Annotated in this window: 23 protein-coding genes and 1 riboswitch; of the genes, 19 read left to right on the top strand and 4 right to left on the bottom strand. The window is 35.7% G+C overall.

Annotated features, from left to right (window positions below; genetic code table 11):
* Positions 1-90: 90 nt before the first annotated feature.
* Both ISU02_RS04330 and ISU02_RS04325 read right to left on the bottom strand, forming a co-directional pair.
* Positions 91-2,262 carry a KAP family P-loop NTPase fold protein gene (locus tag ISU02_RS04330; RefSeq protein ID WP_194700559.1) on the bottom strand — a complete coding sequence of 724 codons (2,172 nt, stop codon included), beginning with the start codon at positions 2,260-2,262 and terminating at the stop codon, positions 91-93.
* A gap of 22 nt (positions 2,263-2,284) precedes the next feature.
* On the bottom strand, positions 2,285-2,500 hold the full coding sequence (locus tag ISU02_RS04325; protein ID WP_194700558.1) for a helix-turn-helix domain-containing protein: 216 nt from the start codon (positions 2,498-2,500) through the stop codon (positions 2,285-2,287).
* 176 nt (positions 2,501-2,676) lie between these two features.
* On the opposite strand from ISU02_RS04325, the gene ISU02_RS04320 reads away from it, so the two are divergent.
* From ISU02_RS04320 to ISU02_RS04260, 12 genes are all read left to right on the top strand, one after another.
* Positions 2,677-3,459: a ParA family protein gene (locus ISU02_RS04320; RefSeq protein ID WP_194700557.1), complete on the top strand. Its 783-nt coding sequence runs from the start codon at positions 2,677-2,679 to the stop codon at positions 3,457-3,459.
* Complete coding sequence (locus ISU02_RS04315) at positions 3,452-4,474, top strand: ParB N-terminal domain-containing protein (RefSeq protein ID WP_194700556.1); 1,023 nt, start codon at positions 3,452-3,454, stop codon at positions 4,472-4,474. The genes ISU02_RS04320 and ISU02_RS04315 overlap by 8 nt, the downstream gene beginning before the upstream one ends.
* Positions 4,467-11,417, top strand: coding sequence for a DUF6908 domain-containing protein (locus ISU02_RS04305; RefSeq protein WP_228727718.1), 6,951 nt, complete (start codon positions 4,467-4,469; stop codon positions 11,415-11,417). The genes ISU02_RS04315 and ISU02_RS04305 overlap by 8 nt, the downstream gene beginning before the upstream one ends.
* Before the next feature lie 44 nt (positions 11,418-11,461).
* The gene (locus ISU02_RS04300) at positions 11,462-11,710 is read left to right on the top strand and encodes a hypothetical protein (RefSeq protein ID WP_194700553.1); all 249 of its coding nucleotides are present in this window, start codon (positions 11,462-11,464) and stop codon (positions 11,708-11,710) included.
* Between the two features lies 1 nt (position 11,711).
* A complete protein-coding gene (locus ISU02_RS04295; protein WP_194700552.1) occupies positions 11,712-12,419 on the top strand; it encodes a JAB domain-containing protein in 708 nt (235 codons plus the stop codon).
* A 12-nt stretch (positions 12,420-12,431) separates the two neighbouring features.
* Positions 12,432-12,698 carry a hypothetical protein gene (locus ISU02_RS04290; RefSeq protein ID WP_194700551.1) on the top strand — a complete coding sequence of 89 codons (267 nt, stop codon included), beginning with the start codon at positions 12,432-12,434 and terminating at the stop codon, positions 12,696-12,698.
* Complete coding sequence (locus tag ISU02_RS04285) at positions 12,695-13,657, top strand: DUF3991 and toprim domain-containing protein (RefSeq protein ID WP_194700550.1); 963 nt, start codon at positions 12,695-12,697, stop codon at positions 13,655-13,657. Before ISU02_RS04290 ends, ISU02_RS04285 begins: the two co-directional genes overlap by 4 nt.
* 12 nt (positions 13,658-13,669) lie before the next feature.
* Positions 13,670-14,083: a DUF6075 family protein gene (locus ISU02_RS04280; protein WP_194700549.1), complete on the top strand. Its 414-nt coding sequence runs from the start codon at positions 13,670-13,672 to the stop codon at positions 14,081-14,083.
* A 57-nt stretch (positions 14,084-14,140) separates the two neighbouring features.
* Positions 14,141-14,845: a hypothetical protein gene (locus tag ISU02_RS04275; RefSeq protein ID WP_207736179.1), complete on the top strand. Its 705-nt coding sequence runs from the start codon at positions 14,141-14,143 to the stop codon at positions 14,843-14,845.
* 178 nt (positions 14,846-15,023) lie between these two features.
* Positions 15,024-15,116: riboswitch (guanidine-I (ykkC/yxkD leader) on the top strand.
* Positions 15,117-15,191: 75 nt separating this feature from the next.
* Positions 15,192-15,506: a DMT family transporter gene (locus tag ISU02_RS04270; RefSeq protein WP_194700547.1), complete on the top strand. Its 315-nt coding sequence runs from the start codon at positions 15,192-15,194 to the stop codon at positions 15,504-15,506.
* Between the two features lie 12 nt (positions 15,507-15,518).
* Positions 15,519-16,223, top strand: coding sequence for a B3/B4 domain-containing protein (locus ISU02_RS04265; protein WP_194700546.1), 705 nt, complete (start codon positions 15,519-15,521; stop codon positions 16,221-16,223).
* 13 nt (positions 16,224-16,236) lie between these two features.
* Positions 16,237-16,941: a radical SAM protein gene (locus ISU02_RS04260; RefSeq protein ID WP_194700545.1), complete on the top strand. Its 705-nt coding sequence runs from the start codon at positions 16,237-16,239 to the stop codon at positions 16,939-16,941.
* Between the two features lie 127 nt (positions 16,942-17,068).
* On the opposite strand, the gene ISU02_RS04255 is transcribed toward ISU02_RS04260, so the two are convergent.
* Together ISU02_RS04255 and ISU02_RS04250 are read right to left on the bottom strand one after the other, a co-directional pair.
* Positions 17,069-18,400 carry an MATE family efflux transporter gene (locus tag ISU02_RS04255; protein WP_194700544.1) on the bottom strand — a complete coding sequence of 444 codons (1,332 nt, stop codon included), beginning with the start codon at positions 18,398-18,400 and terminating at the stop codon, positions 17,069-17,071.
* An 88-nt stretch (positions 18,401-18,488) separates the two neighbouring features.
* Positions 18,489-18,950 (bottom strand): MarR family winged helix-turn-helix transcriptional regulator, encoded by a 462-nt coding sequence (locus ISU02_RS04250; RefSeq protein ID WP_194700543.1) that lies wholly within the window; start codon positions 18,948-18,950, stop codon positions 18,489-18,491.
* A gap of 219 nt (positions 18,951-19,169) precedes the next feature.
* Between ISU02_RS04250 and ISU02_RS04245 the strand changes: the two genes are divergently transcribed.
* Genes ISU02_RS04245 through ISU02_RS24240 form a run of 7 tightly spaced genes read left to right on the top strand, consistent with a single transcriptional unit; the run spans position 19,170 to position 24,141 of the window.
* Positions 19,170-19,478 (top strand): MobC family plasmid mobilization relaxosome protein, encoded by a 309-nt coding sequence (locus tag ISU02_RS04245; RefSeq protein ID WP_194700542.1) that lies wholly within the window; start codon positions 19,170-19,172, stop codon positions 19,476-19,478.
* Between the two features lie 6 nt (positions 19,479-19,484).
* A complete protein-coding gene (locus ISU02_RS04240; RefSeq protein ID WP_194700541.1) occupies positions 19,485-19,841 on the top strand; it encodes a hypothetical protein in 357 nt (118 codons plus the stop codon).
* Between the two features lie 5 nt (positions 19,842-19,846).
* Positions 19,847-20,806: a relaxase/mobilization nuclease domain-containing protein gene (locus ISU02_RS04235; RefSeq protein WP_194700540.1), complete on the top strand. Its 960-nt coding sequence runs from the start codon at positions 19,847-19,849 to the stop codon at positions 20,804-20,806.
* Between the two features lie 19 nt (positions 20,807-20,825).
* Entirely contained in the window at positions 20,826-21,275 is a 450-nt protein-coding gene (locus ISU02_RS04230; protein ID WP_194700539.1) for a hypothetical protein, read from the top strand.
* 14 nt (positions 21,276-21,289) lie between these two features.
* A complete protein-coding gene (locus tag ISU02_RS04225; RefSeq protein ID WP_228727717.1) occupies positions 21,290-23,359 on the top strand; it encodes a VirD4-like conjugal transfer protein, CD1115 family in 2,070 nt (689 codons plus the stop codon).
* Positions 23,349-23,696, top strand: coding sequence for an Mbov_0395 family pilin-like conjugal transfer protein (locus tag ISU02_RS04220; RefSeq protein ID WP_194700537.1), 348 nt, complete (start codon positions 23,349-23,351; stop codon positions 23,694-23,696). The genes ISU02_RS04225 and ISU02_RS04220 overlap by 11 nt, the downstream gene beginning before the upstream one ends.
* Positions 23,697-23,754: 58 nt before the next feature.
* Positions 23,755-24,141, top strand: a complete 387-nt coding sequence (locus ISU02_RS24240; protein WP_323985010.1) for a DUF6133 family protein — start codon at positions 23,755-23,757, stop codon at positions 24,139-24,141.
* Positions 24,142-24,151: the final 10 nt, after the last annotated feature.

The raw sequence follows: 24,151 nt of genomic DNA, 5'->3' as shown, positions 1-24,151 counted from the left end.
TACCGGTAGTCGGTTTTGAGAGTTAAAATTGGAAATTTAGATAGTAAAATGCCCTAGATTCAGTGATTAGAATCTAGGGTTTTTTAGTGTCTAGAAAGCGAAATCATCGTTGATTTTTCCAGAAAAAGTATCTAGAAAAGTATCTAGCGCTAGTTGATGTCTATCACTTAATTTGCAATATTCATTAGACATTTTGAATTTTTTTAGTCTATTGTTGGCATCTTCTACATCTATGAAATCCTTTAATGATTCGATTCTGATATTCCAATTAACTCTTGCAACATAATCAGACATTCCTTGACTAGTAGTACGATATAATGAAGTTTCCATAAATTTGATTAAATCAAGGTCGTCATGTATTAATGCGCTTACAAATGCTCTTAAGTCAAGATCTGGTTCCCACTCTTTAAGTCTATACAAAACATAAGGAAGTCGTTTTATCCTAAATAATCCTGAATTGCTCACCCAATCTTTAACTTTATTAGCTGTTATTAATTCGAGTTGATTGAGAGCGTTCAAATCAATTAACTGATCGTCTATTGGTTTAGCGGGTTTGTCTGTAAACTTACCATGATCATGACCTAGTAGAGACACACATTCAACTATAACGCTTATACTGTTATTAGCTTCTAAGAAAGCATGTTCTAATAGTGAAAATCGATTATCTTTATTCTCTATACGTTTTAGAAGTTGCAATGTTATTCTAAAAATTCTTAATGGAATGTCAATCATCCCAAAGTGATGACTTTGATTATCTGGAATTGTATCACCTAAATCATAAAGTGCATCCAGTATTGGTCCAATACTATTTGTGTCAATGTCCTCTGATGTATAATCTTCAGTTCTCTCAAGAAAGCGAACTATCTCATTTGAGGAGATTAGATTTACAATATCATCGTGGAATTTTTCTTTTTTAAAATCAAGTAGTAAAATTCTTTCAAGCTTTGATATTGAAATATCACTTATTGGAATTTGTAGTTTGAAAAATACATCGAATATATCTGGACTACATATACGTCCTTCTTTTCTCCAAGAGCCAATCCAATCATAGCCATAATTCATATTGCCATATATAGCATCTAACTTTGGAAATAGCCTTGTTAAAAACTCTTGTGCAAATCCTGAGTAGATTTCATTGACCTCAGAGAGTAATTTATCACAAGTTAGTTTATCCCTTTCTTTCTGTCGAGAATTATCTCCATAACCTGAATATACACCAGAAAATATATCTTTGTTAGAACGAATGCCATTGTAAAGGTCTGGTGTAAATACTTGCAGGCAAGTTAATGCAATAAAATCAATTGGATTAACTTCGTGTTTTACAATACCAAATCCAAATCTGAGTGAATTTATATATCGGGTAACATCACGCAAATTCTTAAAGAAGTACTTAATACCACTATGATACATATTTCCCCAATATGTACTATTCCATTTGTTTTCCGGAATATCTTTAATTATTTTATCGATTTCAGAGAAGAGTAGTTTTTCTACATCGTTTTGTGAAATTGGTGGTATTTCAAATGGTATTTGAATCATCTTCTCCAAATATTCTTCCCCAGACCCTTCTTGGACTTTCTTGAGTGCATTAACAACGATATTTTTATCAAAAGCTACAACATATATTGTATTTGGAAAATCACCAAGAGATTTGATTAGTTGAAACACTTGCCGAATCTCAGTGTTATTAAGGCGATCAACATCATCAATAATAATTAGTATCTTGCTTTTAAGTGGTTTAAGCAAAGTATTTAATTCAGACCTAATCTCAAATAAGTCTTTTTGATTCCTGTTCCCCCAGCTAGCTGCAGATTTTCCAACACCACTAAAAATTTGGGAAAGAAGTAATGCGGGTGCTGTTACTTGGGGAATTAGAGATAGCGGTAAAAAGAACTGTGCATACGTTTCAAGTTTATTTCCAGCTTTTATGGCATCTTCAGCATGGTTTTTTCTTTTTAGTTGTAGCGAAAGCTCTTTGAAGAATTGAGCAATAAGTTGATTCTGATCAGAAAAGTTCCATGGATTGAATCTAATAATTATGGTTTGTTCGTTTTTACTTTTTTCTTGGTTACATTTTTCGGTTTCCTCAGTTATTAGATTAATCAAAGAAGTTTTTCCAGATCCCCAAGGACCATACAAACCTACAACAATGCTTTCATCAGAATTATAGGAAATAATTGACTGACTAAGTGCTTTTGCAAAATGGTGACGATTAAGCAAATCTTCTTCAGATGATTGTATTGGTTGTTCAGGATTAAACATTTTAACACCTCCTCATTTTAAATCATATCCTTTCTCCATTCTTATCAACAAAATACCCCTCAAATTCGCAATTCAACGCCTCTGCTATAGCATCCAATTCGTTCATCGAGAAGTTATCTCGTTTGAGCTTATTCGCCATGTTTTGATTCGTGGTGCCAAGCCGATTGCTAAGTTCTATGATCGTTACATTCTTTCTTTTAAGTAAAATACGGATTTTTTCACCCATCGTTAATTTCATTAATTATCACCTGCCTAAGTTAAATAATACACCTATTAGTGAACATCTGCAATTAAATCGTAGCATGAGTTGATGATTTGATGTAATGGATTAAAAATAATTGAAAGCTTGATTGGATTAATTTAAAAATGTATTATCACATTATAAAGTGAATATCAGAAAGGAGTAAAAATATCATGAGTAAAATTATAGCTGTAGCATCCCAAAAAGGTGGGGTAGCAAAAAGCACGACTTGCAGGAACGTAGCAACGATTTTGGCGAAGGAAGGTTACAAAGTCCTTGCCATTGATACTGACAACCAGGCATCTATGACTGACTGTTTCGGTATTGAAAAGCCAGAAACGCTTGATAAGACACTATACCATTTGATGATGGCTGTTATGAATGAGGATGATCTTCCGGCAAAAGAGAGCTACATACTAAATAGGGATGGCGTGGATGTTATTCCAAGTAGTATTGAAATGTCTGCGATTGAAATGAACTTGGTCAGTACCATGAGCAGAGAATATGTTTTAAAAACAATTACAGATCAGCTTCGAGACGATTACGATTACATCATTGTAGATTCAGCACCATCTTTGGGTTTGATGACATTAAATGTTTTAGCTGCTTGCGACAGTGTATTGATTCCAGCTACACCAGAGTACCTGTCGGTGAAAGGTCTTGAACTGCTGCTTCATACCATTATGAAGATCAAAAGAAGGATTAATCCAAGTATCATGTTTGAAGGTATTCTTCTCACGATGTTTGATGAAAGAACCAATTTGTCCAAGAACATGATTGAAATGGTGGACGAAGCCTATGGTGAACATATCAAAGTGTTTGATATTAGAATTCCCAAATCAGTAAAAGTTGGGGAAGCCAATCTTCAAAGCAAATGTATTGTAGATTATATGCCCACGAATAAAGCCGCTATTGCTTATCAGGAACTAACAAAGGAGTTGATTAACCATGGATAAAACGAAAATGAAAAAAGTTGAAACCTTTGCCTCCATATTTGGAGATGACTATAACAAGGAGCCATCAGAAAAAAAGGATGGCACTACAGCATTAAAACTTGCGGATCTTGTACCGTTTAGAAATCATCCTTTCAAACTTTATGAAGGGGAACGCTTCAACGATATGGTTGAAAGCATAAAAAATTATGGGGTAATAGTACCTATTGTAGTCAGAAAAGTAGATGATAAATATGAAATTTTGTCTGGACACAACAGAGTTAATGCTGCAAAAGAAGCAGGTTTAACTGAGGTTCCAACTGTTATTAAAGAGGGTCTTACTGAGGAAGAAGCGACACTCATTGTTACAGAAACCAATCTAATGCAACGTTCATTTACTGACTTAGCACATTCTGAGAGAGCCACAGTAATCGCGACGAGACATAATGCGATGAAAAATCAAGGAGTAAGGAATGACCTTCTCGAAGAAATTGAAAAATTGTCACAAGCCCCTGATTTAGCAATGGATGAAACTTGTGGCCCAATGGACCACAAGTTAAAAACGAGAGATAAAGTGGGTGAAGAATACGGACTATCTCCTCGTTCGATTACAAGATATATCCGTTTAAATTATTTAAATACAGAATTAAAGAATTTGGTTGACGAAGGCAAAATCGCCATGAGAGCTGGTGTAGATCTTTCATACTTATCACAAGAAAATCAGGAGATGATTGAAGCTATTATCTCAGAAGATACATTTAAGGTAGATATGAAGAAAGCTGCTCTTTTAAGAAGATATGAAAAAGAAGAAAAGCTTAACTGGAATACTGCGAAGCAGATCATTAGTGGTGATGTTTTAAAAAGCACTGGTAAAGTGAAACCTTTTAAGCTTCAACCGACAATCATTTCTAAGTATTTTAATCCAAATGATGACAAGAAGGCTATTGAAAAAACAATTGAAAAAGCTCTGGAATTTTACTTTAGCCAGATGAAAAACCGATCACATGACATTGAGGAGGGGGAGGAGATGATTGAGTAGACTGACAGAAATTAAGGAAATTTATGACTACATCTTGAAAGAAATCATGCAAGATGAGCAGTCCTGGAAAGACTTTCTATCCTTTCACGCAAGGATATATAAGCACAGTTTTAATAATGCCGTACTTATATATGCCCAAAGACCTGAAGCTACTTTAGTTGCTGATATGGAAATCTGGAACCGTCGCATTGGCAGGTGGATTAACAGAGGTGCTAAGAGTATTGCAGTCTTCGATGATCAAAGTGCTTATTTAAAATTAAAATATCTGTTTGATATTGAAGATACCCATGGCCATCCCCATACTATTCCAAACGTGTGGCAATTAAATGAATCAGTAGAATCACAATTATTGGCAAGCTTTAAAACGAATACCTTGTCAGAATGGATTGCAAGGCGGACCTATGAATCGGTCCTTGCCTATGCTTCAGATGTACAGCATGAACTTGAAAAAGAATTGGCTGAGACCAAATTATTGGGACTGCCCATTGAAGGCGTTAAAAAGCAGTTTATGCAGTCTCTTATGGACAGTGTAGAGTATATGACATCTATTCGAGCTGGTATTGAAGAACCTAATCTAAGTAGTATAAACCCATTTAATACAGTAACAGATTTTGATACGAAAGCATTAATCCTAAGATTAGGCTATCTGACCAGTAACATATCAGAACAGATTTTAAGAGAAATTGAAAGAGAAATAAAAAACATTAAAAATCAAAAAAGGAGTGTGAATGTTAATGAAAGCCGTGGAACTCAGTTATCAGGAAGTACAGGGGATTTATCATCCTCAGATTCAACTATCGAGGGAGGAAAACTACGACAAGAAACCGCTAGGGAAATACGGGCAGATGGCAATGAATTACCTGAAAGAAGAACACATCAATCGGTACAATTATCTATTGACCGAAGGGACACTACTTCCTCTGATGCATCAAGTGAATCAGCAAGCGTGGGAGAGGATGGAGATGCTTCAGGAGCAAATGCTACAAAAAGAACCGATACAGGACCCGACCAACACCTATCAGGCTTATCGTCACAGGGAGATGATCAGAACGAGCGTGGAAGAAATCGTTCTTCGGGAAATCATCTACAAGGAGAGATAGAAAAAGATTTAGAGCTGCCAGAGCGTAGCTCTTTTTTAATGGAGTTTACTGATGATGATCTGATTGAAACGGTACTATTAAGAGGATCTGGCTTTGAAGGTGGCAAACAGCGGATTGTTGATTTCTTTTCAGAAGAACATACAGCAAAAGAAAAGGCAGACTTTTTAAAAAATGAATATGGTACTGGCGGTAGTTCTGTTACATTCTCTGAGGATCTAAGTGGTTTTGAAAATCACGATAGTAAAGGGATTGCCATTGAGCTATACAAATCAGATAAAGAAATTCATTTGTCATGGTCTAGAGTTGCTTCCGGGATAGATGCCTTAATGCAGAATGGTAAATACTTTGAACCCCGTTATAAAAACGATAAACCACCAACTAGAAAATCTATTTATCAACCAACATTATTTGATATCAATTACGTTGAAAAAGATATTCGACATGAAAATTATAAAAAGTTAATGAAGATTGCACCTGGCATTTTAAACGGACGTTATCGTTATATGAAGCTGAAAGCATCTGGATTTATGGATCTTGTTATTGAAACGCTTTATGAGAATCGAATTTCTTTATCTCATTATTACGAGCAAAATGGAGATTTGATGAGTGATCCGGATATGGAACTCATTGTTGATCAGAATCAGAAGACATTAACAGCAGCCACTTTCAAACAAGATAATATGGCAATCTATCATGAAGCGTACCAGGGGAATGAATTGGTTAATCCTGATCTGGAAGATGAACTAAATAATTTTCTCAAAAATTGGTTATCGAATATTGTCAGTCAAGGCCACATTGTCTATAAGGCCTATTATTCAGAGGATATTGATGAAGAGAACATAGAACCAACATTTGATGATAAAGGTCATGAAATCAGTATTGAAACACTTTCAGAAATAGATGATTTATTGGACATAGAACCGAAGGAGATTCATGATCATTCTTTAGAAGCAGACATAGAATCTGATGGTGAGGGAAGTATAATTCAAATCGAACCTACTGGTCTAGTTGAAGATGAAAATCAAAAACAGGAACGTCCTACAAAAATTAATTATCAATTTTCACCTGAAGACGAAATCGGGATTGGAGGAGTGAAAACCAAGTTCAGAGCCAATCTTGAAGCCATTAAAACGTTGAAAGTTATTGAGGTAGAAAACCGTATGGCTATTGACAAAGAACAGTCCATCTTAGCCAGATATGTTGGTTGGGGTGGGATGCCTCAAGCCTTTGATATCGGTGCAAGTGGTTGGAGTAATGAATACGGTGAATTAAAAAAACTCTTGTCACAAGAAGAATACGAGAGTGCAAAAGCCTCAACACCCAATGCTCACTATACATCTTCTGTTGTCATTCAAAGCATTTATCAGGCACTTGATCAGTTTGGATTCAAGAAAGGAAATATCTTGGAACCTTCCATGGGCGTTGGTAATTTCTTTTCCCACCTTCCTGACTCTATGAACAAGTCAAAACTCTTTGGTGTTGAACTGGATGATATATCAGGACGTATTGCAAGACAGCTCTATCAGAATGCACAGATTCAAATTAAAGGTTATGAAGAAACACAGTTTGAAGATAACTTTTTTGATGTAGCCATTGGCAATGTCCCTTTTGGTAATTATAAAGTATATGACAGACTTTATGATAAGCATAACTTCATGATCCATGACTATTTCTTAGCAAAAACATTAGATAAAGTACGTCCTGGTGGCATCATTGCCTTTGTTACCAGTAAGGGAACCATGGACAAAAAAGATCAAGCTGTCAGAAAGTATATTGCTGAAAGAGCTGAGCTGATAGGCGCAATACGATTACCTAATACAGCTTTTAAGGAAAATGCCAATACCGATGTAACAGCAGATATCCTCTTTCTAAAAAAGAGAGAACGTCGGTCGGTGGAAATACCAACTTGGCTATCGGTAACAGATAATGAAAATGGGGTCCCCGTCAATCAATATTTCATTGACCATCCCCATATGATGCTTGGTGAGATGGTATTTGATGAAAGAATGTTTGGTAGAGACAGTCGTTATACGACATGTGTAAATACAGATAGTAACTTTAATCTGGAAGAAGCTTTATCTGAAGCAGTCTCTCATCTTCAAGCTGAAATCGGCTATTACGAGCAGGCAAAAAAAGAGGATAGCAATGACATCCCTGCTGATCCTAAGTATAAGAACTACTGTTATGCCTTTATTGATGACAAACTTTATTACCGTGAAAACTCTATGATGAGACGAATGGATTATACCGGTAAAACCCTTGAACGGATTCAAGGCATGATGGCAATTCGGGAGATTACAAGAGAAATCATTACACTTCAAACCGAAGGCTGCACAAAAGAATTACTTGAAAAGGCTCAAGACCAGTTAAATCAAACTTATGATACATTTGTTAAAGACTTTGGTTATATTACTTCAAGATCCAATGCCAGCGCATTCCGTGATGACAATGACTATCCGCTTTTATGTTCTCTGGAAGTGGAGGATGAAGATCATCATGTCACAAAGGCAGATATGTTCACCAAAAGAACCATTAAGCCTTATGAATCCATAACGGATGTAGATTCAGCATTTGAAGCATTAACAGCGTCCTTAAATGAAAAAGGTATGGTGGATATCCCATTTATGGCTGGGATTTATGATGAGGAACCTGAAATCATCATTAAGGAGCTTAAACAAGACATCTATCTAAACCCTGAAAAGTATCATGAAAATGATCCTTTAAGAGGTTGGGAAACTGCTGATGAATATCTCTCTGGGGATGTAAGGCAAAAGCTTAAATTTGCCAAGGTCTTTGCGGATATGAATCCTGAACTCTTTTCAAAGAATGTCCCTGCCCTAGAAAAAGTACAACCCATTGATCTTGAGGCCAGTGATATTGATGTCAGGTTAGGAACCACATGGATTGAAGCCACAGATTATGAACAGTTTATCTATGAAACTTTGAAAACACCAAGATATTATCACAATACAGGCGGAAGAAACGAAATAAAAGTGCATTACAATAATTACAACGCCAGTTTCGGTATTGAGAACAAAGGATTGGATGGATATTCTGTTTCAGCCAAAGAAACCTATGGAACTTCAAGAATCAATGCCTACTACATCCTGGAAGATAGTTTAAATCTTAGAAATTCTACGGTTAAGGATCGTATTGAAGATGGTGATACAGTAAAATATATCATCAACAAAAAGGAGACCATGCTGGCGAGAGAAAAGCAATCCCTGCTAAAACAAGCCTTTAAAGAATGGTTATCTAAAGATCCAGAAAGACGTAAAAAGTATGTGAGTTATTATAATCAGCACTACAACAATATCCGCCTGAGAGAATATGATGGCAGTCACTTAAACTTCCCAGGTATGAATCCAGATATTAAATTAAGAGACCATCAAACCGCTGCCATTGCAAGAATTATCTATGGTGGCAGTACGCTACTAGCACATTCAGTAGGCGCAGGTAAGACTTTCGAAATGATTGGCAGTTGTATGGAGCAAAAGCGATTGGGACTGATTAATAAAGCAGTTCTTGTTGTACCAAATCATTTAACACAGCATATTGGAAGCGAATTTTTAAGGCTTTATCCATCAGCTAATGTTCTAGTCACCACCAAGAAAGATTTTCAAAAATCAAATCGTAGACGTTTCGTCAGTCGGATTGCTACCGGGGCTTATGATGCTGTTATTATGGGGCACTCGCAGTTCGAAAAGATTCCGGTTTCTAAAGAACGGCAGGAAGAAATGATTCATAGGCAGATCAGTGATATCTCTGCTGCCATCGCTGATGCAAAAAGGAGCAATGGTGAGAATTGGAGTATCAAGCAGATGGAAAAGCTCAAACTGTCATTAACAGCTGAAATCAAACGGCTTCATGATAGTCCCAAGGATGATGTCATCAACTTTGAAGAGCTAGGGATCGATTGTGTTTATGTGGATGAAGCTCACTATTTTAAGAACTGTGCTGTATTTTCAAAAATAAGAAATGTTGCAGGGATATCCAATACGAGAAGTAAGAAATCCATGGATATGCTCATGAAAACTCAGTATATCCAAGAAATTAATCAAGGCCGTGGGGTCATTTTTGCGACTGGAACTCCTATCAGTAACAGCATGACGGAAATGTATGTGATGCAGCGATATATTCAAAATAAAGAACTTGAGTCAAGAGGCATCCACCATTTTGACGCATGGGCAGCTCAGTTTGGAGAAGTGGTTTCCAGTCTTGAACTAGCTCCGGAAGGAACGGGTTATCGGTATAAAAGCAGATTTGCTAAGTTTACGAATTTGCCAGAGCTCATGACAATTTTCAAAAATATGGCGGATGTAAAAACAGCGGATATGCTTAATTTACCAGTTCCAAAATTAAAAGGAGACAAGCATAAGTTGATTTCAGCTGAGTCCAGTGAATTTACAAAAGAAATTATGGAGAGCTTCGTTGATAGGGCAAGTGACATTCGAAATGGCATGGTTGATCCACGGATCGATAACATGCTTAAGATAACCAATGAGGCAAGACTTTTGGGACTTGATCCAAGACTGCTTTACGAGGATGTGGCCAATGACCCCGATAACAAAGTAAACCAATGTATTGAGAGGGTTTTTGAAGAATACAAGGAGAGCAATCCTTTCAAGGGAACACAAATCATATTTTGCGATGTAGGAACGCCTAATTCAGATGGGCGTTTTTCTATTTACCCTTACATTAAAAACGAATTGATCAAAAGAGGTATTCCTGAAAAGGAAATTTGTTTCATACATGATGCCAATAGTGAAGCACAAAGAGAAACCTTGTTTTCTGATATGCGTAGTGGTAACAAACGGATAATTCTGGGTTCAACGGCCAAGATGGGAACAGGAACGAATATACAAGACCGATTAATTGCCCTACATCATTTAGATTGCCCATGGCGACCAAGTGATCTGGAACAACGGGAAGGAAGAATCTTAAGGCAAGGGAATCAAAATGAAGCTGTAAACATCTATAAATACGTTACAAAATCAACATTTGATAGCTATTTATGGCAAATTGTTGAGAACAAACAACGCTTCATCAGTCAAATTATGACCAGTAAATCTGTTGCAAGAAACGCGGAGGATATTGATGAAACGGTACTATCTTTTGCAGAAGTAAAAGCCCTGGCAACAGGAAATCCTTTAATTAAAGAAAAGATGGATATTGATAATGAAGTCAGTCGTTTAAGTCTTTTAAAATCTGAATACAACAGCAGAAGGTATGCCATGGAAGATAATTTCACTTATAAATATCCAAAGCTGATTCAACAGGCGAAACAACGTCTTGAAGGATTGATTAAAGATATCAGCAGGCGCGGCATGAATAAGACAGATGAGTTTCAAATCAATATTGATGGCAAATTCTTTGATGAAAGGGAAAAAGCAGGTACGTATCTTCAAGTGCTTTTATCAAGACTTGAACCAGAAAAAGAAGCTCATGTGGGCACATTTAATGGATTTGATCTCTTAATCCTAAAGAATCATTTTTTTGGTCAGCATAAGATGATTCTTCATGCAGAGCAGAAATATGAAGTTGAATTCGGAGATAGTCCCCACGGGAATATGGTGAGACTTGAAAACCTTTTAGACGGTCTTGAGAAACGCATTGAAAAAACAGAAAACCAGATTGATGAGTATGAAAGGAATATGACTCAATCCAAAGAAGAATGGGAGAAACCATTTATGTATGAGGAAACATTAACACAGAAGCTAAAGCGGCAATTTGAACTTAATGCTGAACTAGACATGGATAAAGGAGATGACAGTATAGGCGTGAGTGAAGATGATTTCAGTGAAAATATAATCGTTGAAGATGACGAAGAAATGACAGTGTAGCAGAGGGGTAACCTCTGTTTTTTTGATGGAAGGAGTGAAATCTATTGACTAGACAATTGATCCCAAATTTAGAACAAGAAAAAGTTATAGAGCTGATGTGCGAGGTACTGGAACTTTCGGATAGATCTGAGCAGAACGTGATTGAAGTAATTGAAAAAGTAGGTATCGAGGCTCTCTTTAATAGTGTTGACGTTTTGGAAATTGAGGAAGATGAAAAAGACAGGATTAAAGCACTCAAAGAAGTGATTGAAACAAAGGCAAAATCAATAGCACTTATGGAAGGGGGACTGTAAGATGGCAACTCATGAAAATCATTCGGATAGCTTTTTTCAGAGTTTAAATAAACTGACCGGAATTCCAATGAGCAAATTGAAAAGTTATGCTAAAGAGAATAACCCATTCAATGTATTAGAACATCCAGGTGTTGTTGAACCAAGTGAAAGGCAGCTTGATAAAATCAATAAGCTTAACGAATTTATCGCCTCTTACAATGTGCTGAAGCTGAATCAAGAAAATGAGAAAATTACTTTTAAATCTCCAGACGATGCTGGTAAATACTTTGCTTCTTTACTTGGTGGAGTGAAAGACAAAGAAAGATTCTTAGTTGCTTTTTTAGACAACAGCAACAGTATTATCGAATTAAAAACAGTGTCGCAAGGATCAACTAATATGGCAGTTGTATATCCAAGAGACATCCTTAAAATGGCTCTTGCGAATGATTGCAGTAGTATTTTACTTTCTCATAATCATCCTGGAGGAAGTTTAAAAGCCTCCCGTGAAGATATTGCATTAACTCAACGGATAGTCGATATCTTCAAGCCACTAAATATCAATGTAATTGATCACATTATCGTGGGTGGTTATAGCTATAGTTCAATGGCTGAACAAGGGGTGTTGCCAGGCGATAAAATGGATGTTGCAAATTATGATCCTATTGAGCTGACAGATGCTGAAGAAAAACAAGTTGAATTTGCATCATTGGATGAAGAAATGGAGTTGTAGGAGGGGGAACCGATGAATCAAGAGAGGTTAGAACATATTCGAGAAAACAACGCAGACACCATTACCTGGATTCTTGGTACAAAAGGCAGATCAAAGTATATGATAAAAAGCTATATTTTAGATTATGGCACAAAAGATTTTTTGCTACATCATAAATCACTGGAACTTGCTAATGAAGAACATGAAAGAATAGGGGTATTAAAACGCATCATTAAAGCCTTAGATGGAGAAATTGAAACAATAAATTTTGGTGATTTAGATGGGGGTGCTAACCTTTGAAGCGTTATACAGAAATTGAAATTGATGAAGCTAACGGTATCAATCTCATTGCCTATGCTGAGCAAATAGGACTTACACTTAAAAAGGTGGGCAATTCCTATAAAGTCAAAAAATATGGTGGACTTTACATCGACGCAACCGGAGCTAAATGGAATTGGTTTTCTAGAGATGTTGGTGGGGGTCCAATTCAATTTGTTATGGAAGTGGAAGGAAAGAACTGGGTCGATGCAGTCTATACACTTCTTAGTGTAGAAAAAAGTGATTTTACACCAAGGCCAAAACCATTAAGTAAAGAAAGAGGACCATTTGTATTGCCGGATAAAAATGATACCTATAAACACGTCATAGCTTATCTCATTCAGTCAAGAGGAATTGATAAAGAAGTCGTCTATGATTTTATCATTCAGGATAAGTTATATGAAAATGCTCATAAGAGCTGTGTCTTCATAGGTTATGATGAAAGACATGAGGCTAAGTATGCCAGTGTACGTAGTACTAATACAAGGGGAAATTCCTATCGAGGAGATGTAAAAAACTCGGATAAGGCATTTCCTTTTTGTTATGAGGGAAGCAGTACGACAGTATGTGTCTTTGAATCACCTATTGATCTGATGAGCTATTTAACCTTACTCCAATATCATGGAATTGAATCTTTTGAACATCATATGCTATCGCTTGGAGGTGTTGCCGATCGAGCGCTAGATTATTACTTAAAGCAACATCCAGAAATCAATAGAATTATGCTCTGCCTCGACAATGATGAAGCAGGACATTTTGCCTGTCAGCAGTTTAATGAAAAATATCATGAGAAATATAAGCTACTAAGGCATAGCCCAACAGGTAAGGATTTTAATGAAGATCTGTTGATGATAAAAAGCAATTTACAACAAAGTCAATTAAGAGAACCGAAGACTTATTATGAGATAGAACGGGATACTGAAGAAGAAATGGGGCTTTGAAAGGAGGCAGCAATGTATTTTTTAAATGAAGATCATGCGTATAATTTTCAAAATATGATTCTTAAAGATCGAACCCATCCAAAGGATTTAGAGAGAATGTCGCTCTTTTATATCATTGGTGGTAACGAAGATCTATTTGTAAAACGGCAGCATATATATGATTTTAAGAATCATGAAATCAATCCAGAAGTACTATCAACTGACCAAGTGGACTTGTGTTCTAGCAGTAAGGCATTAGTCAGACTTGCTTATAATCTTTTTAATGGCTATGAAGATGAGTACACAACACCAAGAGATTTGTTTTATAACTTGGATCGAAAGAATTTTCTAATTGCCAAAGGTGGAATTGATATGAGATTTAACGGGGATATTGGAAAACAAATTTCTGGAGAGTTGGATGAAGATATGGAAATTGAATTTATATAAAATTACAGAAGTTTACAATAGTTGATGAATTAGTTTTATATTTATGAGAAAATAGTATTGGCTGAATTAAACTTAACAAAGGGGGCGATTTCAATAAAACTAGATATGAATCTAATCATGACCAAGTTAAAGTCAAAGCGACAAATATTTCATTCGGAAGCTGATTTTCAGTTTGCTTTAGCATGGGAAATACAACGTGAATATCCTGATGTTGAGGTTCGCCTTGAATATGCATATAAAATTGACGATAAGGTTTATCATATTGATATGCTAGTGATTTGTGAAGATCAATACATCCCAATCGAATTGAAATATAAGACTTTGAAAAAGAACGTTATATTTGATGCAGAAGAATTTCATCTGAAAAATCATGGGGCTCAAGATTTGGGGAAATATGATGTACTCAAAGATGTATTTAGAGTAGAAAATGTCCTTCATGATCACGACAAATTTGTGAATGGTCATGTCATTATGCTTACAAATGATCCGAGTTATTGGAAAAAGGACAGTAGAGAAAATACCTGTTGTGCCGAATTTAGTATTGCAGATGGTGGTGTTGTCACAGGCAGTATGGCATGGGCAGAGCATACAGGTGTTGGAACAATGAAGAATAGAGAAGAACCTATTGTTTTGACTGGAAGTTATAAACTGAAATGGCATGATTACAGCAAGTTTGATGACAAGAGAAATGGTCAATTCAAATATTTAATGTTTGAGTCAGAGCGTGATGACTTATTTTTCAATACCCCAAAGACCGAATAGGAAAGCTCTGCTTTCATGAGGGCAAGCTTCCACAATGTATGACATTGTGCTCGATGGGAGTCTCCCATGCCCTATAAGTACTTGGGACGATGTCCCAAACCCTGAAATTACAACACTGTACAATTAGAATGTTGACAAAAACCATATTGTTTAGTAGTATGGTCTTAATTTAATACAGTAAAAAGTTTTCTAGGGTTCCGTAGTATTTACTAGCAGGTCCGAGAGAAAACGCACAGCAATGTGTACACGGAAGGATAAAAGCCTGGGAGATATATTATTATATTTCCTAGGCTTTTTTGTTTTTATCGGACAATAATATATCTCCACAGAAAGAAAGGAGATTATTATGCACTGGTTTTATCTATTTTTAGCGGGTATATCAGAGGTTGTATGGGCTGTTGGAATCAAATATACAAATGGATTTACTAAGCTTATACCTAGCGTTCTATCCATAGTGTTTATGCTACTAAGCGTGTATTTTCTTACTTTAGCATCGGAGAAAATACCCTTAAGTTCGGCTTATGCAATGTGGACAGGAATTGGCACTATGGGAACCGTGGTATTGAGTATTTTGTTATTTGGAGAAGTGATTTCAGGATTCAAACTGCTGAGTATATTTTGTATTGTATTCGGCGTAATAGGTTTAAAAATATGTAGTTAATGGAGGTTTATTATGAGAAAATTTATTGTTGAAGATTCGTTTTGGGAGCTATTTCCTCAAGCTAAGATAGGTATAGTAATTGCAGAAAATTTAAGCAATGTATACGATAACAAACAATCTTATTCAGAGATGCTAATAGATGCACAAAAACAAGCTGTTAAGCATCTGAATTCTGATACATTAAGCGGAAACAGAGTCATAAAAGTGTGGAGAGAGGCTTTTCAGAAGTTTAAAACAAAAAAAGGTGCTCGATCATCCATAGAAGCTCTACTTAAGAGAGTTAGTAAAAGTAATGCAGTAGGAACAATTAATCCTTTAGTTGATATATATAATTCCTGTTCAATGAGATATGCATTACCCAATGGTGGAGAGGATATTGATAAGTTTGATGGCGATGTAAGACTTGCTTTTGCCGAGGGTAATGAAGATTTCGTTACACTTGGTAGTGAAAAGAGTGAGCCACCGTTGGAAGATGAGCTAATTTATAAAGATGATGCAGGCGCTATTTGCAGATGTTGGAACTGGAGAGAAGCCGTTCGAACAATGCTAACAGAAGAAACTAAAAACGCTTTTCTATGCATTGAATCCGTTGATTCTGAAAGAGAAGAAGATTTTAATTCAGCACTTGCTTATTTGCAGGAAAATGTTGCACATAAACTTGTAGCAAAGTGCAAAGTGTTTGTATTAGATATTAATAATCGATACATCGAGTTTTAATGAAGGAGATATTATGAACAAGTTTAAGTATAAAGATATTTATGTTGAGAACGGTAAAAATGTATTAGAAGTAAATATTCTTCCTGAAAAATATTGTAACTTTGATTGCATATTTTGCCCTATTGGCAGGTCAAAGAATCAAACTGACGAGGTGCAAGAGTTTGATAACACAAAAGAATGTATACAAGAACTGGAGCAGAAGATTGAATCTACAAATCCCGAGTTGGTGTTTATAAATTCTGCTGGTGAAGCCCTTGTTCATTCTAAGATTGATGAGATTATTGATTGTATTAAATCAAAAGGTATCAAAGTAAAACTATTATCTAACGGGTACTTACTGAATGATTCAAAATACAAAGTTATTGCAGAAAAATGTGATGAGGTCATTGGAGAAATAAAAGTAGTTAATGAAGCTGATTTTCAAAAACTGCAGCGACCGATAGATGGGTATACTCTGGAAGACCACGTTTTTAATATGGCCATGTTCAATAATAATTATAGAGGCAAGTTCATTTTAGAAGTAACAATTATAAAAGGGTATAATGATAACACTGAAGCTGTTGAGAAAATGTCTAAGATGATAAGAATGATTAAACCTGACGAAATTATTGTCATGACACTGGATGGAATTTTTGAGAAAAAACTTGGTATCTCGAACGATGTGTTGAAACGTATTGAAAATGAGTTAGTAAATGATAATGGATTGTACAAAAGATAAGTTAGTCGGAAAATATAGAACTATGAAAAGGTGCTTTGTTTGTATGCAATGCATCTTTTTTATCTTCATTAATTGGAATAAAAAAACCTATTTGGCACTAATAAAGGGATCTAAGGAGATCCCCCGATTATGCATATGAATATCTATATTTGTTGTTAATAAAAAATGCGATGGTAACAAGTAAAGCAGATAATTCAGAAAATATAATGGCCAACCAAATACCATTTACACCAAATAATAATGGCAATACGAAAATACCAATTACTTGAAATATAAATGTTCTTAAAAAAGAAATGGTTGCAGAAACAATGCCGTTGTTGAGCGCGGTAAAAAATGCTGAGCCCCAAACATTTATCCCCATAAACATAAATGCGATTGCGTATAGCTTGAAACCGTGATAAGTCATATTAAATAGTTCAAAATCGTATCCAGAAAAGATTTTTACAAGAGGAATAGCGAATAATTCAGCAATAAATGTAAGAACTAGACCCGATATAACGATTAACGTAAGACTTTTACGAAATAAACTTTTTAGCTCAGAATAATTGGCTGCTCCGTTATGATAACCGATAAGTGGCGCAGTACCAATAGAGAAACCTAAAAATATCGCCATAAATATAAAATTGACGTACATAATAATACCATATGCAGCAATGCCGTTTTCGCCAGCAATTTTCATTAGTTGAAAGTTATAGAGGATGCTTATTAGTGAAGTGGAGAGGTTTGTCACCATTTCTGAGGAACCGTTTGTACAAGATTTTAAAAGTATCATTTTAGAAAATCTAGTTTTTGTAAGTTTTAGAAGGCTATCATTTCTTTTAGAAAAATAATAAATTGGAATAATGCCTCCCACAAGTTGTCCCATTCCTGTAGCAATGGCGGCTCCAACAATTCCCCAATGAAAAACGGCCATAAATATGAAATCTAATACTGCGTTTGTAATTCCTGCTATAATTGATATTTTCAAGCTTAATGAGGGCTTTTCAGCGGTAATAAAAAAGTTTTGAAAAATATTCTGCAAAATAAAAGCTGGCATGGCAATAAATATAATTCGTCCGTAGATGATGCAATCTTCTAGTAATTGATCGGTAGCTCCGAGCAAAGTAGAGATAGGTCTGAGGAATACAATCCCAAGAATTGAAAATGCAATAGCGATAACTATAGCACTATAAACTAACATGGAAAAGTACTGATTAGCCTTTTTGGAATGACCTTCTCCCAAAGTCTTTGAAACAACTGCACTGCCACCTGTTCCAATCATAAAGCCAATCGAACCAATTCCCATTACTATTGGCATAATTAAGTTTACTGCAGCAAACGATGTTTTGCCTACAAAATTTGATACGAAAAAACCATCCACAATAGTATACAAAGATGTACACATCATCATAAGAATTGGTGATATAACAAAGCGCAATAATTTTCTATAAGTAAAATGATCGGATAATTGTATTCTCAATGATTGTTCCTCCAGTAGTTTTTTAATGCAATAAAAAGGGCGTTCGGTTATAAATAACCTAGCGCACTTGATATACAGCTTGATTGAATTATTTTGATAGTGTATTTGATATTTTTTGCATTTCAATATTTAGTAGATTAATATGTTCTTTTGTAAGTCGTAAAAATTCATCAAAGCTCTTTTCGCCCATTTTTGAAAGAGCACTTTCTTCGGCTTTCATTAAGGGAACAATTATTTTAGTAGCAAGTTCTTTACCAGATGGCGTTAAAAATATTTGTTTTTTCTTGCGATTATTTGGTGAAGGCGTTAATTTAATTAGGTTTTGGCTTTCAAGATTTTTCAAGGCGGAGTTGACGGTTTGCTTGCTATAAAACCAAATATCACAGAGTTCTTTTTGCGTATAGGCTTCATTTTGCTCCTGAATGAAATATAGAATCCAAAACATAGTATCTGATAATCCACTGTCTTTTGCATAATTTCGATACAATTGATCAAGTTCTTTAAAAAGTTGATTGTATAAAATTGATTTTTCAAATATTAAATTGTTCATAAGTCATCCTTTCTAATTCTCATAATCCGATATCGGACAATTCAATTATAGTCCGATATCGGATTAATGTCAATTGATTATTAATGGAGTTTGAATTGAATTTTTAATCGGAATAGTATTAGATAGGTACAAAGATTCAGTTTGTAATCTAGAATATACAATTTCTGATATTAAAATGAGACTAAACAAGAAAATTTAAATTTGTTGGGAGGAAGTACTTTGAATAAAACAAAACGCATTAACTTAAGAGTTACAGAAAAAGAATATCAAAAGATAATAAGGAAAGCGAAAAAAGCAAATTTGAGCATCAGCAGATATGTCTCCTTGTCCGCACTGGACAAGGAGATTATTTTTTTTGATGATATTAAAGAAATGAATCATCAGTTATCTAAAATCGGCAACAACTTAAACCAGTTAACGGTATTAGCCCATCAAGGGAAAATCAAGGAAGTTAATCTAACGAAGGCCAGAGAAGCCTTTACAGGATTATGGGATGAGTTATGCAAATTAGTAAAAGGGAAGAGGTGATGACGTATGAAATACCATGTTTATCGTTATGGGAATGGCTGTGAGTGGAAAGATGATCTTCAGGAAGCCGCTGATTATTTTAATCAATTGCCGACAGATGGAAAGTATACAACCATAGGCATTACTGAAGGTTCTTATGCAGTGGATGTAGTAATTAAGGGAGAATATGCTAAAGGTCAAGACTTTCTTCTATCTGAAGACATCAGGCAATCAAGACTTTTCAATGAGAATCCGGACAAGATGATTAAAGCATTATCTGATCTATATGATGCAGTAGGTGTGAAATCTGAATTCAGTCAAAAGATGATTGAGGAATTGAAAGATTTAGCCAATGAACTAGAAGATGCGTTAGATGAGATGTAATGCTTATGGCTGTTATTGAATTCATTAACGGAAAAAACAATACATTATCTGCCCTTGAAAGAGTTCTGAAATACATTACCAATCCAGCTAAAACAGAAGAAACTTTAAAAGGTGGTCATAACTGTGGTATTAATACAGCCTATAACGAGTTTTTTATGACAAAGTCAGAATACAGCAAATTAAAAGGCAGACAATATATCCACTTTACTCAGAGCTTTGCGCCATATGATAAAGTGACACCTGCAATGGTTAAGCAGATTGCTGATGAGCTGGTGCAAATGGAAGCTTTCAAAGGTTTTCAAGTTGCCTATGCAGTTCATACAGATCGAGATCATCTTCATACGCATTTTGTTGTAAATACCGTTAATATGGAGACCGGTATGAAATGGAAACAGAGTGCAGAACAGCTTCAAATGATGAAAGACAACTCCGATGAAATTTGCAAAAAATACGGACTGATTCTTACCCAAGGCAAATCAGGAAGTCGCGTTAATCGAGGTGAATACCGTTCTAAAGAAAACAGTCATAGTTGGAAGTATGAACTCTATTTAACAGTGAAAAAAGTGAAATGGATTGCCAGAAGTAAAGAAGAATTCGTAGCTAATATGAACGCACTAGGCTATCAAGTGGATTGGAGTGATACCAGAAAATATATCACTTTTACCAATTCGGAAGGGAAAAAATGCAGAAATAGAAAGCTGTATCCACCGGAACACTTTACAAAGGAAGCACTGTTAAAAGCTTTTGAATTGAACAGTCAAAGAATGGAGGCTAGAATATCTCGAAGTAAAATGGAAATGCTTCTATCAGCAGTTCAACTTGTTAAGATGGATAATCAGTTGGATGCGAGCAGGAGTAACTATCCTTTATCAACGATTGAAAGAGAAGCACTAAAAGAAAAAATTGAAGAATCAAAGAAAGGCAAAGGGCTTAACTGGGACAAAGAAAGTGAAAATAGTATGTAAATGAAAGGTGGATGATTGAATGACAAAACTAATGGAATTCTACAATCAACTTAAACCCTTGCAGGCGGATGGTTTAAAAGATGGATACCGTAAAATACTAGAACATGATGGATATGTTCTGGCGATGGGAGAGATGCAAGACGGTTTTGAATTTGTGACCTGGCAATACACATATGATGGTAAATCAGTAACATTGGGGCATTATTTTTCTAGTATTGAAACTGCAAAAGAGGATTTTGCCAAACGCACAGGACTTATTAATGCCAATCGTATGTTTGGTGAAACGGATTTAAAATTAATCCATTCAAGTTTAGTGAATTATGTTGGGCTTAATGGCAATTTGAATTACAAGGATGAAAAAGCCATCGGTTCAATTCTTGAAAAAATTGAATTGATTGTTCCGGAGATTTTGCGTCATGAGAAACTTGAAGATCTTGAGATGGTTGCTGATGATGGGATTGAACTGTGAGGTGATGTGATAAATTGAAATACAAACAATTGAAGCTGATGATATCGGCACTGATTTTTCTTGTAGGTTTATGGATGAATATTTACTTTTCCACGAATCTACATTTTTTATTGTCAGGAAAAATGAAAGTGCTCACCTTTATTCCAATTAAATATTGTTTTGAAAGTATGGCGGCAAGTGATCAACATTTGTCGCTATTTCTTTATTTACAAGGTTTTGTTCTTTTATGTTCTATATATTTTTACTTGGCAAATATGAAACCCTATCAGTCAGATTTAGATGCGATCACACCAGATATTGCAACGCCGGTCAGAGCGGGACAAATGCAATTTGGATCAGCAAGATGGCTGACTGATGGTGAAAAGAATAAAGCGTTTAAATCGACTAGGCTTAGGAAGTATGATCTACAAATATTAATGGAAAGGATTAAACAGGATGAAGAAAAAGAAAACAGTTCAAAAAAAGAAAACTTATCTGAAGGGAAAAACATTCAAAACCAATCAGAAGAAAGGAATGAAGCATCAAATGAAAAAGATTTGTCAGAAACCGATGCACAGGAACATCCGATATCCCAGCTAAATCAGGGCGGCATTGTAGTTGGATTTCAGAAAGAGGGAGATACAGAAAAGATATTTTATATTGATGAAGACACCCATAGTCTTTGTATTGGTGCTACTCGATCAGGGAAAACAAGATCAGTTGTACTTCAATCCGTCGGACTGCTTGGACTTTCAGAGGAGAGTTTGGTCATAAGTGACCCCAAAGGTGAAATCTTCACCTACACTTATCCATATTTGGTTGCTCTTGGCTATGAGGTGACTTGTATTGATTTTAAGAATCCTCTTAAGAGTGATCGCTATAACTTCTTGCAGCCAATTATTGATGCCATTGATGAAAATGATATTCCCAAAGCAGTGGATGCTACATGGGATTTGACAGCGGCACTCGTACCAGAGAATAGTCACAACGAAAAAATCTGGACTAATGGTGAAGCCAGTATTATTGCCAGTGCCATAATGGCAGTGGTTTATGATAATCGCAATGGCAAAGACAGAAGATACCAGAATATGAGCAATGTCTATTTCTTTATCAGTGAGATGTGTAAAGTGGTGGACGGCACAATGCCGATCGTCAAATACATGAAGAATATGCCGGCAAATCATCCGGCTAAAGCATTACTTGCCATTAGTGAAGTGGCTCCTAGTAAGACCAGAGGATCATTCTATACTTCAGCACTGACAACATTAAGGCTGTTTACAAATCCTCTGATCCATTCCATGTCAGAAGCCAGTGACTTTGATCTTAGGAAAATGGGAACAGTCAAGCAGGTACTGTTCATTATTCTTCCTGATGAAAAGACAACTTACTATAGTTTAGCCAGTCTCTTTGTGAATCAGTGTTATATGCAACTGGTGAAAAATGCAGATGAGAGAGGGGGACGCTTAAAGCGAAGAGTCAACTTCATGCTTGAGGAGTTCGGAAACTTTGTAAAGATTCCAGACTTCGCCAACAAACTGACTGTTGGTGGTGGAAGGGGTATCCGGTTTAACTTATTCCTTCAAAGCTTTATGCAACTGGATGAGAAATATGGCAAAGAAGTCGCTGGTACAATTAAATCCAATTGTGAAACTTGGCTTTATCTTCAAGCTGATGATCTAGGAACCCTGGATGAAATATCAAAGAAACTAGGGAATTACACGGTATCCACCTATTCGCTGAGTTCATCCCATGGCAAATATTCGAATCCATCGAGTTCGCACAGCGTAAATCTAACGCATCGAGCACTTTTAACAGTGGATGAAATTAGACGAATCAATAGACCTTACACATTAATCACTTCGAGAAATCATCCGGCAATGATGCAATTGCCAGATTTATCGAAGTGGTTTTTTAATGCCCTATTCGGACTTGGTGACAAAGAACATAACAGAAAGGTGCGTGAAGAAAGAGAAAGAAAAAGACACCAGAGAAAATCCCATAATGCCATTGATACATGGAATATTTGGGAGTATTACACCCAAGAAGAAAAATCAAACTTTGTCTATATGCGAAATATGAAAGGCGGTGAGAAAGATGAAGCATAAACCCCTAAGACAGAAAGTAACAAGACTTTTAAAGGTTATGGTTGGAACATTGTCAGCAATGATGTTGTCAACCATACCGGTAATGGCAGATACGGTTCAAGAAAGCCAAATTGTGAAAGGCACTGAAAATTTAATTCAAGACGTAACGACTTGGTTAATGGTTTTAGCACCCATTGTCGGTGTTTTGCTGATTATCTATTTCTTTATTAGAAGAAGTGCGGCAGATGAAATCGATCAGAAAAAATGGAACAACCGTATTGTAACGGTGATTGTTTCAGTTGTTGGAGCAGTTTTAGCTTCGGCGACACTGAATCTAATTATTGGCTATTACGTTTAATCGTGGGCAGGTCCTGATTAAAAATAAAAATGAATTTTAAATCTATGGAGGTCGTGAAATGAAAAAGTTAATGAACAGAGTACATTTGGAAACGGTAAAAGTGATGGTTAACGGAAGAACAATTCTTGCTGGAAATAGCGGAGAGGGCATGGTCGATTCTGCTGTTTTTTCTGTACTTCGTTGCTACGATAGAATTGCTACGCTAAGAAAGAGGGTGAATAATAAAATGAATAGGGTTAGATTTAGAGCAAACGAATTAATGAATAGAAGCAAAGTTGTGTTATTAGATCAAAGAGGTGAAGGAACAGTATCGCAAGCAATAACCATATTAACAGCTGTGGTATTGGGAAGTTTGCTTCTAATGGGTCTTTATAAATTAATAGGCGATGTTGTCTTACCTGAACTTCAAGAGAGAATTATGGAAATGTTTAATTATGGTAGTTAAATTGATTTTC

Source organism: Fusibacter ferrireducens, assembly GCF_015352425.1.
Lineage (GTDB): Bacteria > Bacillota > Clostridia > Peptostreptococcales > Acidaminobacteraceae > Fusibacter_A > Fusibacter_A ferrireducens.
The sequence above is the reverse complement of the archived record's forward strand: the minus strand, read 5'-3'. Positions and strand labels throughout refer to the sequence as shown.

Excerpts from the sequence above, each read along its gene's own strand:
- ISU02_RS04325 (WP_194700558.1), bottom strand. The coding sequence starts at position 2,500 with ATGAAATTAACGATGGGTGAAAAAATCCGTATTTTACTTAAAAGAAAG.
- ISU02_RS04240 (WP_194700541.1), top strand. The coding sequence starts at position 19,485 with ATGAAATACCATGTTTATCGTTATGGGAATGGCTGTGAGTGGAAAGAT.
- ISU02_RS04235 (WP_194700540.1), top strand. The coding sequence starts at position 19,847 with ATGGCTGTTATTGAATTCATTAACGGAAAAAACAATACATTATCTGCC.
- ISU02_RS24240 (WP_323985010.1), top strand. The coding sequence starts at position 23,755 with ATGAAAAAGTTAATGAACAGAGTACATTTGGAAACGGTAAAAGTGATG.
- ISU02_RS04290 (WP_194700551.1), top strand. The coding sequence starts at position 12,432 with ATGAATCAAGAGAGGTTAGAACATATTCGAGAAAACAACGCAGACACC.
- ISU02_RS04250 (WP_194700543.1), bottom strand. The coding sequence starts at position 18,950 with ATGAACAATTTAATATTTGAAAAATCAATTTTATACAATCAACTTTTT.
- ISU02_RS04295 (WP_194700552.1), top strand. The coding sequence starts at position 11,712 with ATGGCAACTCATGAAAATCATTCGGATAGCTTTTTTCAGAGTTTAAAT.
- ISU02_RS04270 (WP_194700547.1), top strand. The coding sequence starts at position 15,192 with ATGCACTGGTTTTATCTATTTTTAGCGGGTATATCAGAGGTTGTATGG.
- ISU02_RS04280 (WP_194700549.1), top strand. The coding sequence starts at position 13,670 with ATGTATTTTTTAAATGAAGATCATGCGTATAATTTTCAAAATATGATT.
- ISU02_RS04220 (WP_194700537.1), top strand. The coding sequence starts at position 23,349 with ATGAAGCATAAACCCCTAAGACAGAAAGTAACAAGACTTTTAAAGGTT.
- ISU02_RS04230 (WP_194700539.1), top strand. The coding sequence starts at position 20,826 with ATGACAAAACTAATGGAATTCTACAATCAACTTAAACCCTTGCAGGCG.
- ISU02_RS04265 (WP_194700546.1), top strand. The coding sequence starts at position 15,519 with ATGAGAAAATTTATTGTTGAAGATTCGTTTTGGGAGCTATTTCCTCAA.
- ISU02_RS04330 (WP_194700559.1), bottom strand. The coding sequence starts at position 2,262 with ATGTTTAATCCTGAACAACCAATACAATCATCTGAAGAAGATTTGCTT.
- ISU02_RS04260 (WP_194700545.1), top strand. The coding sequence starts at position 16,237 with ATGAACAAGTTTAAGTATAAAGATATTTATGTTGAGAACGGTAAAAAT.
- ISU02_RS04320 (WP_194700557.1), top strand. The coding sequence starts at position 2,677 with ATGAGTAAAATTATAGCTGTAGCATCCCAAAAAGGTGGGGTAGCAAAA.
- ISU02_RS04315 (WP_194700556.1), top strand. The coding sequence starts at position 3,452 with ATGGATAAAACGAAAATGAAAAAAGTTGAAACCTTTGCCTCCATATTT.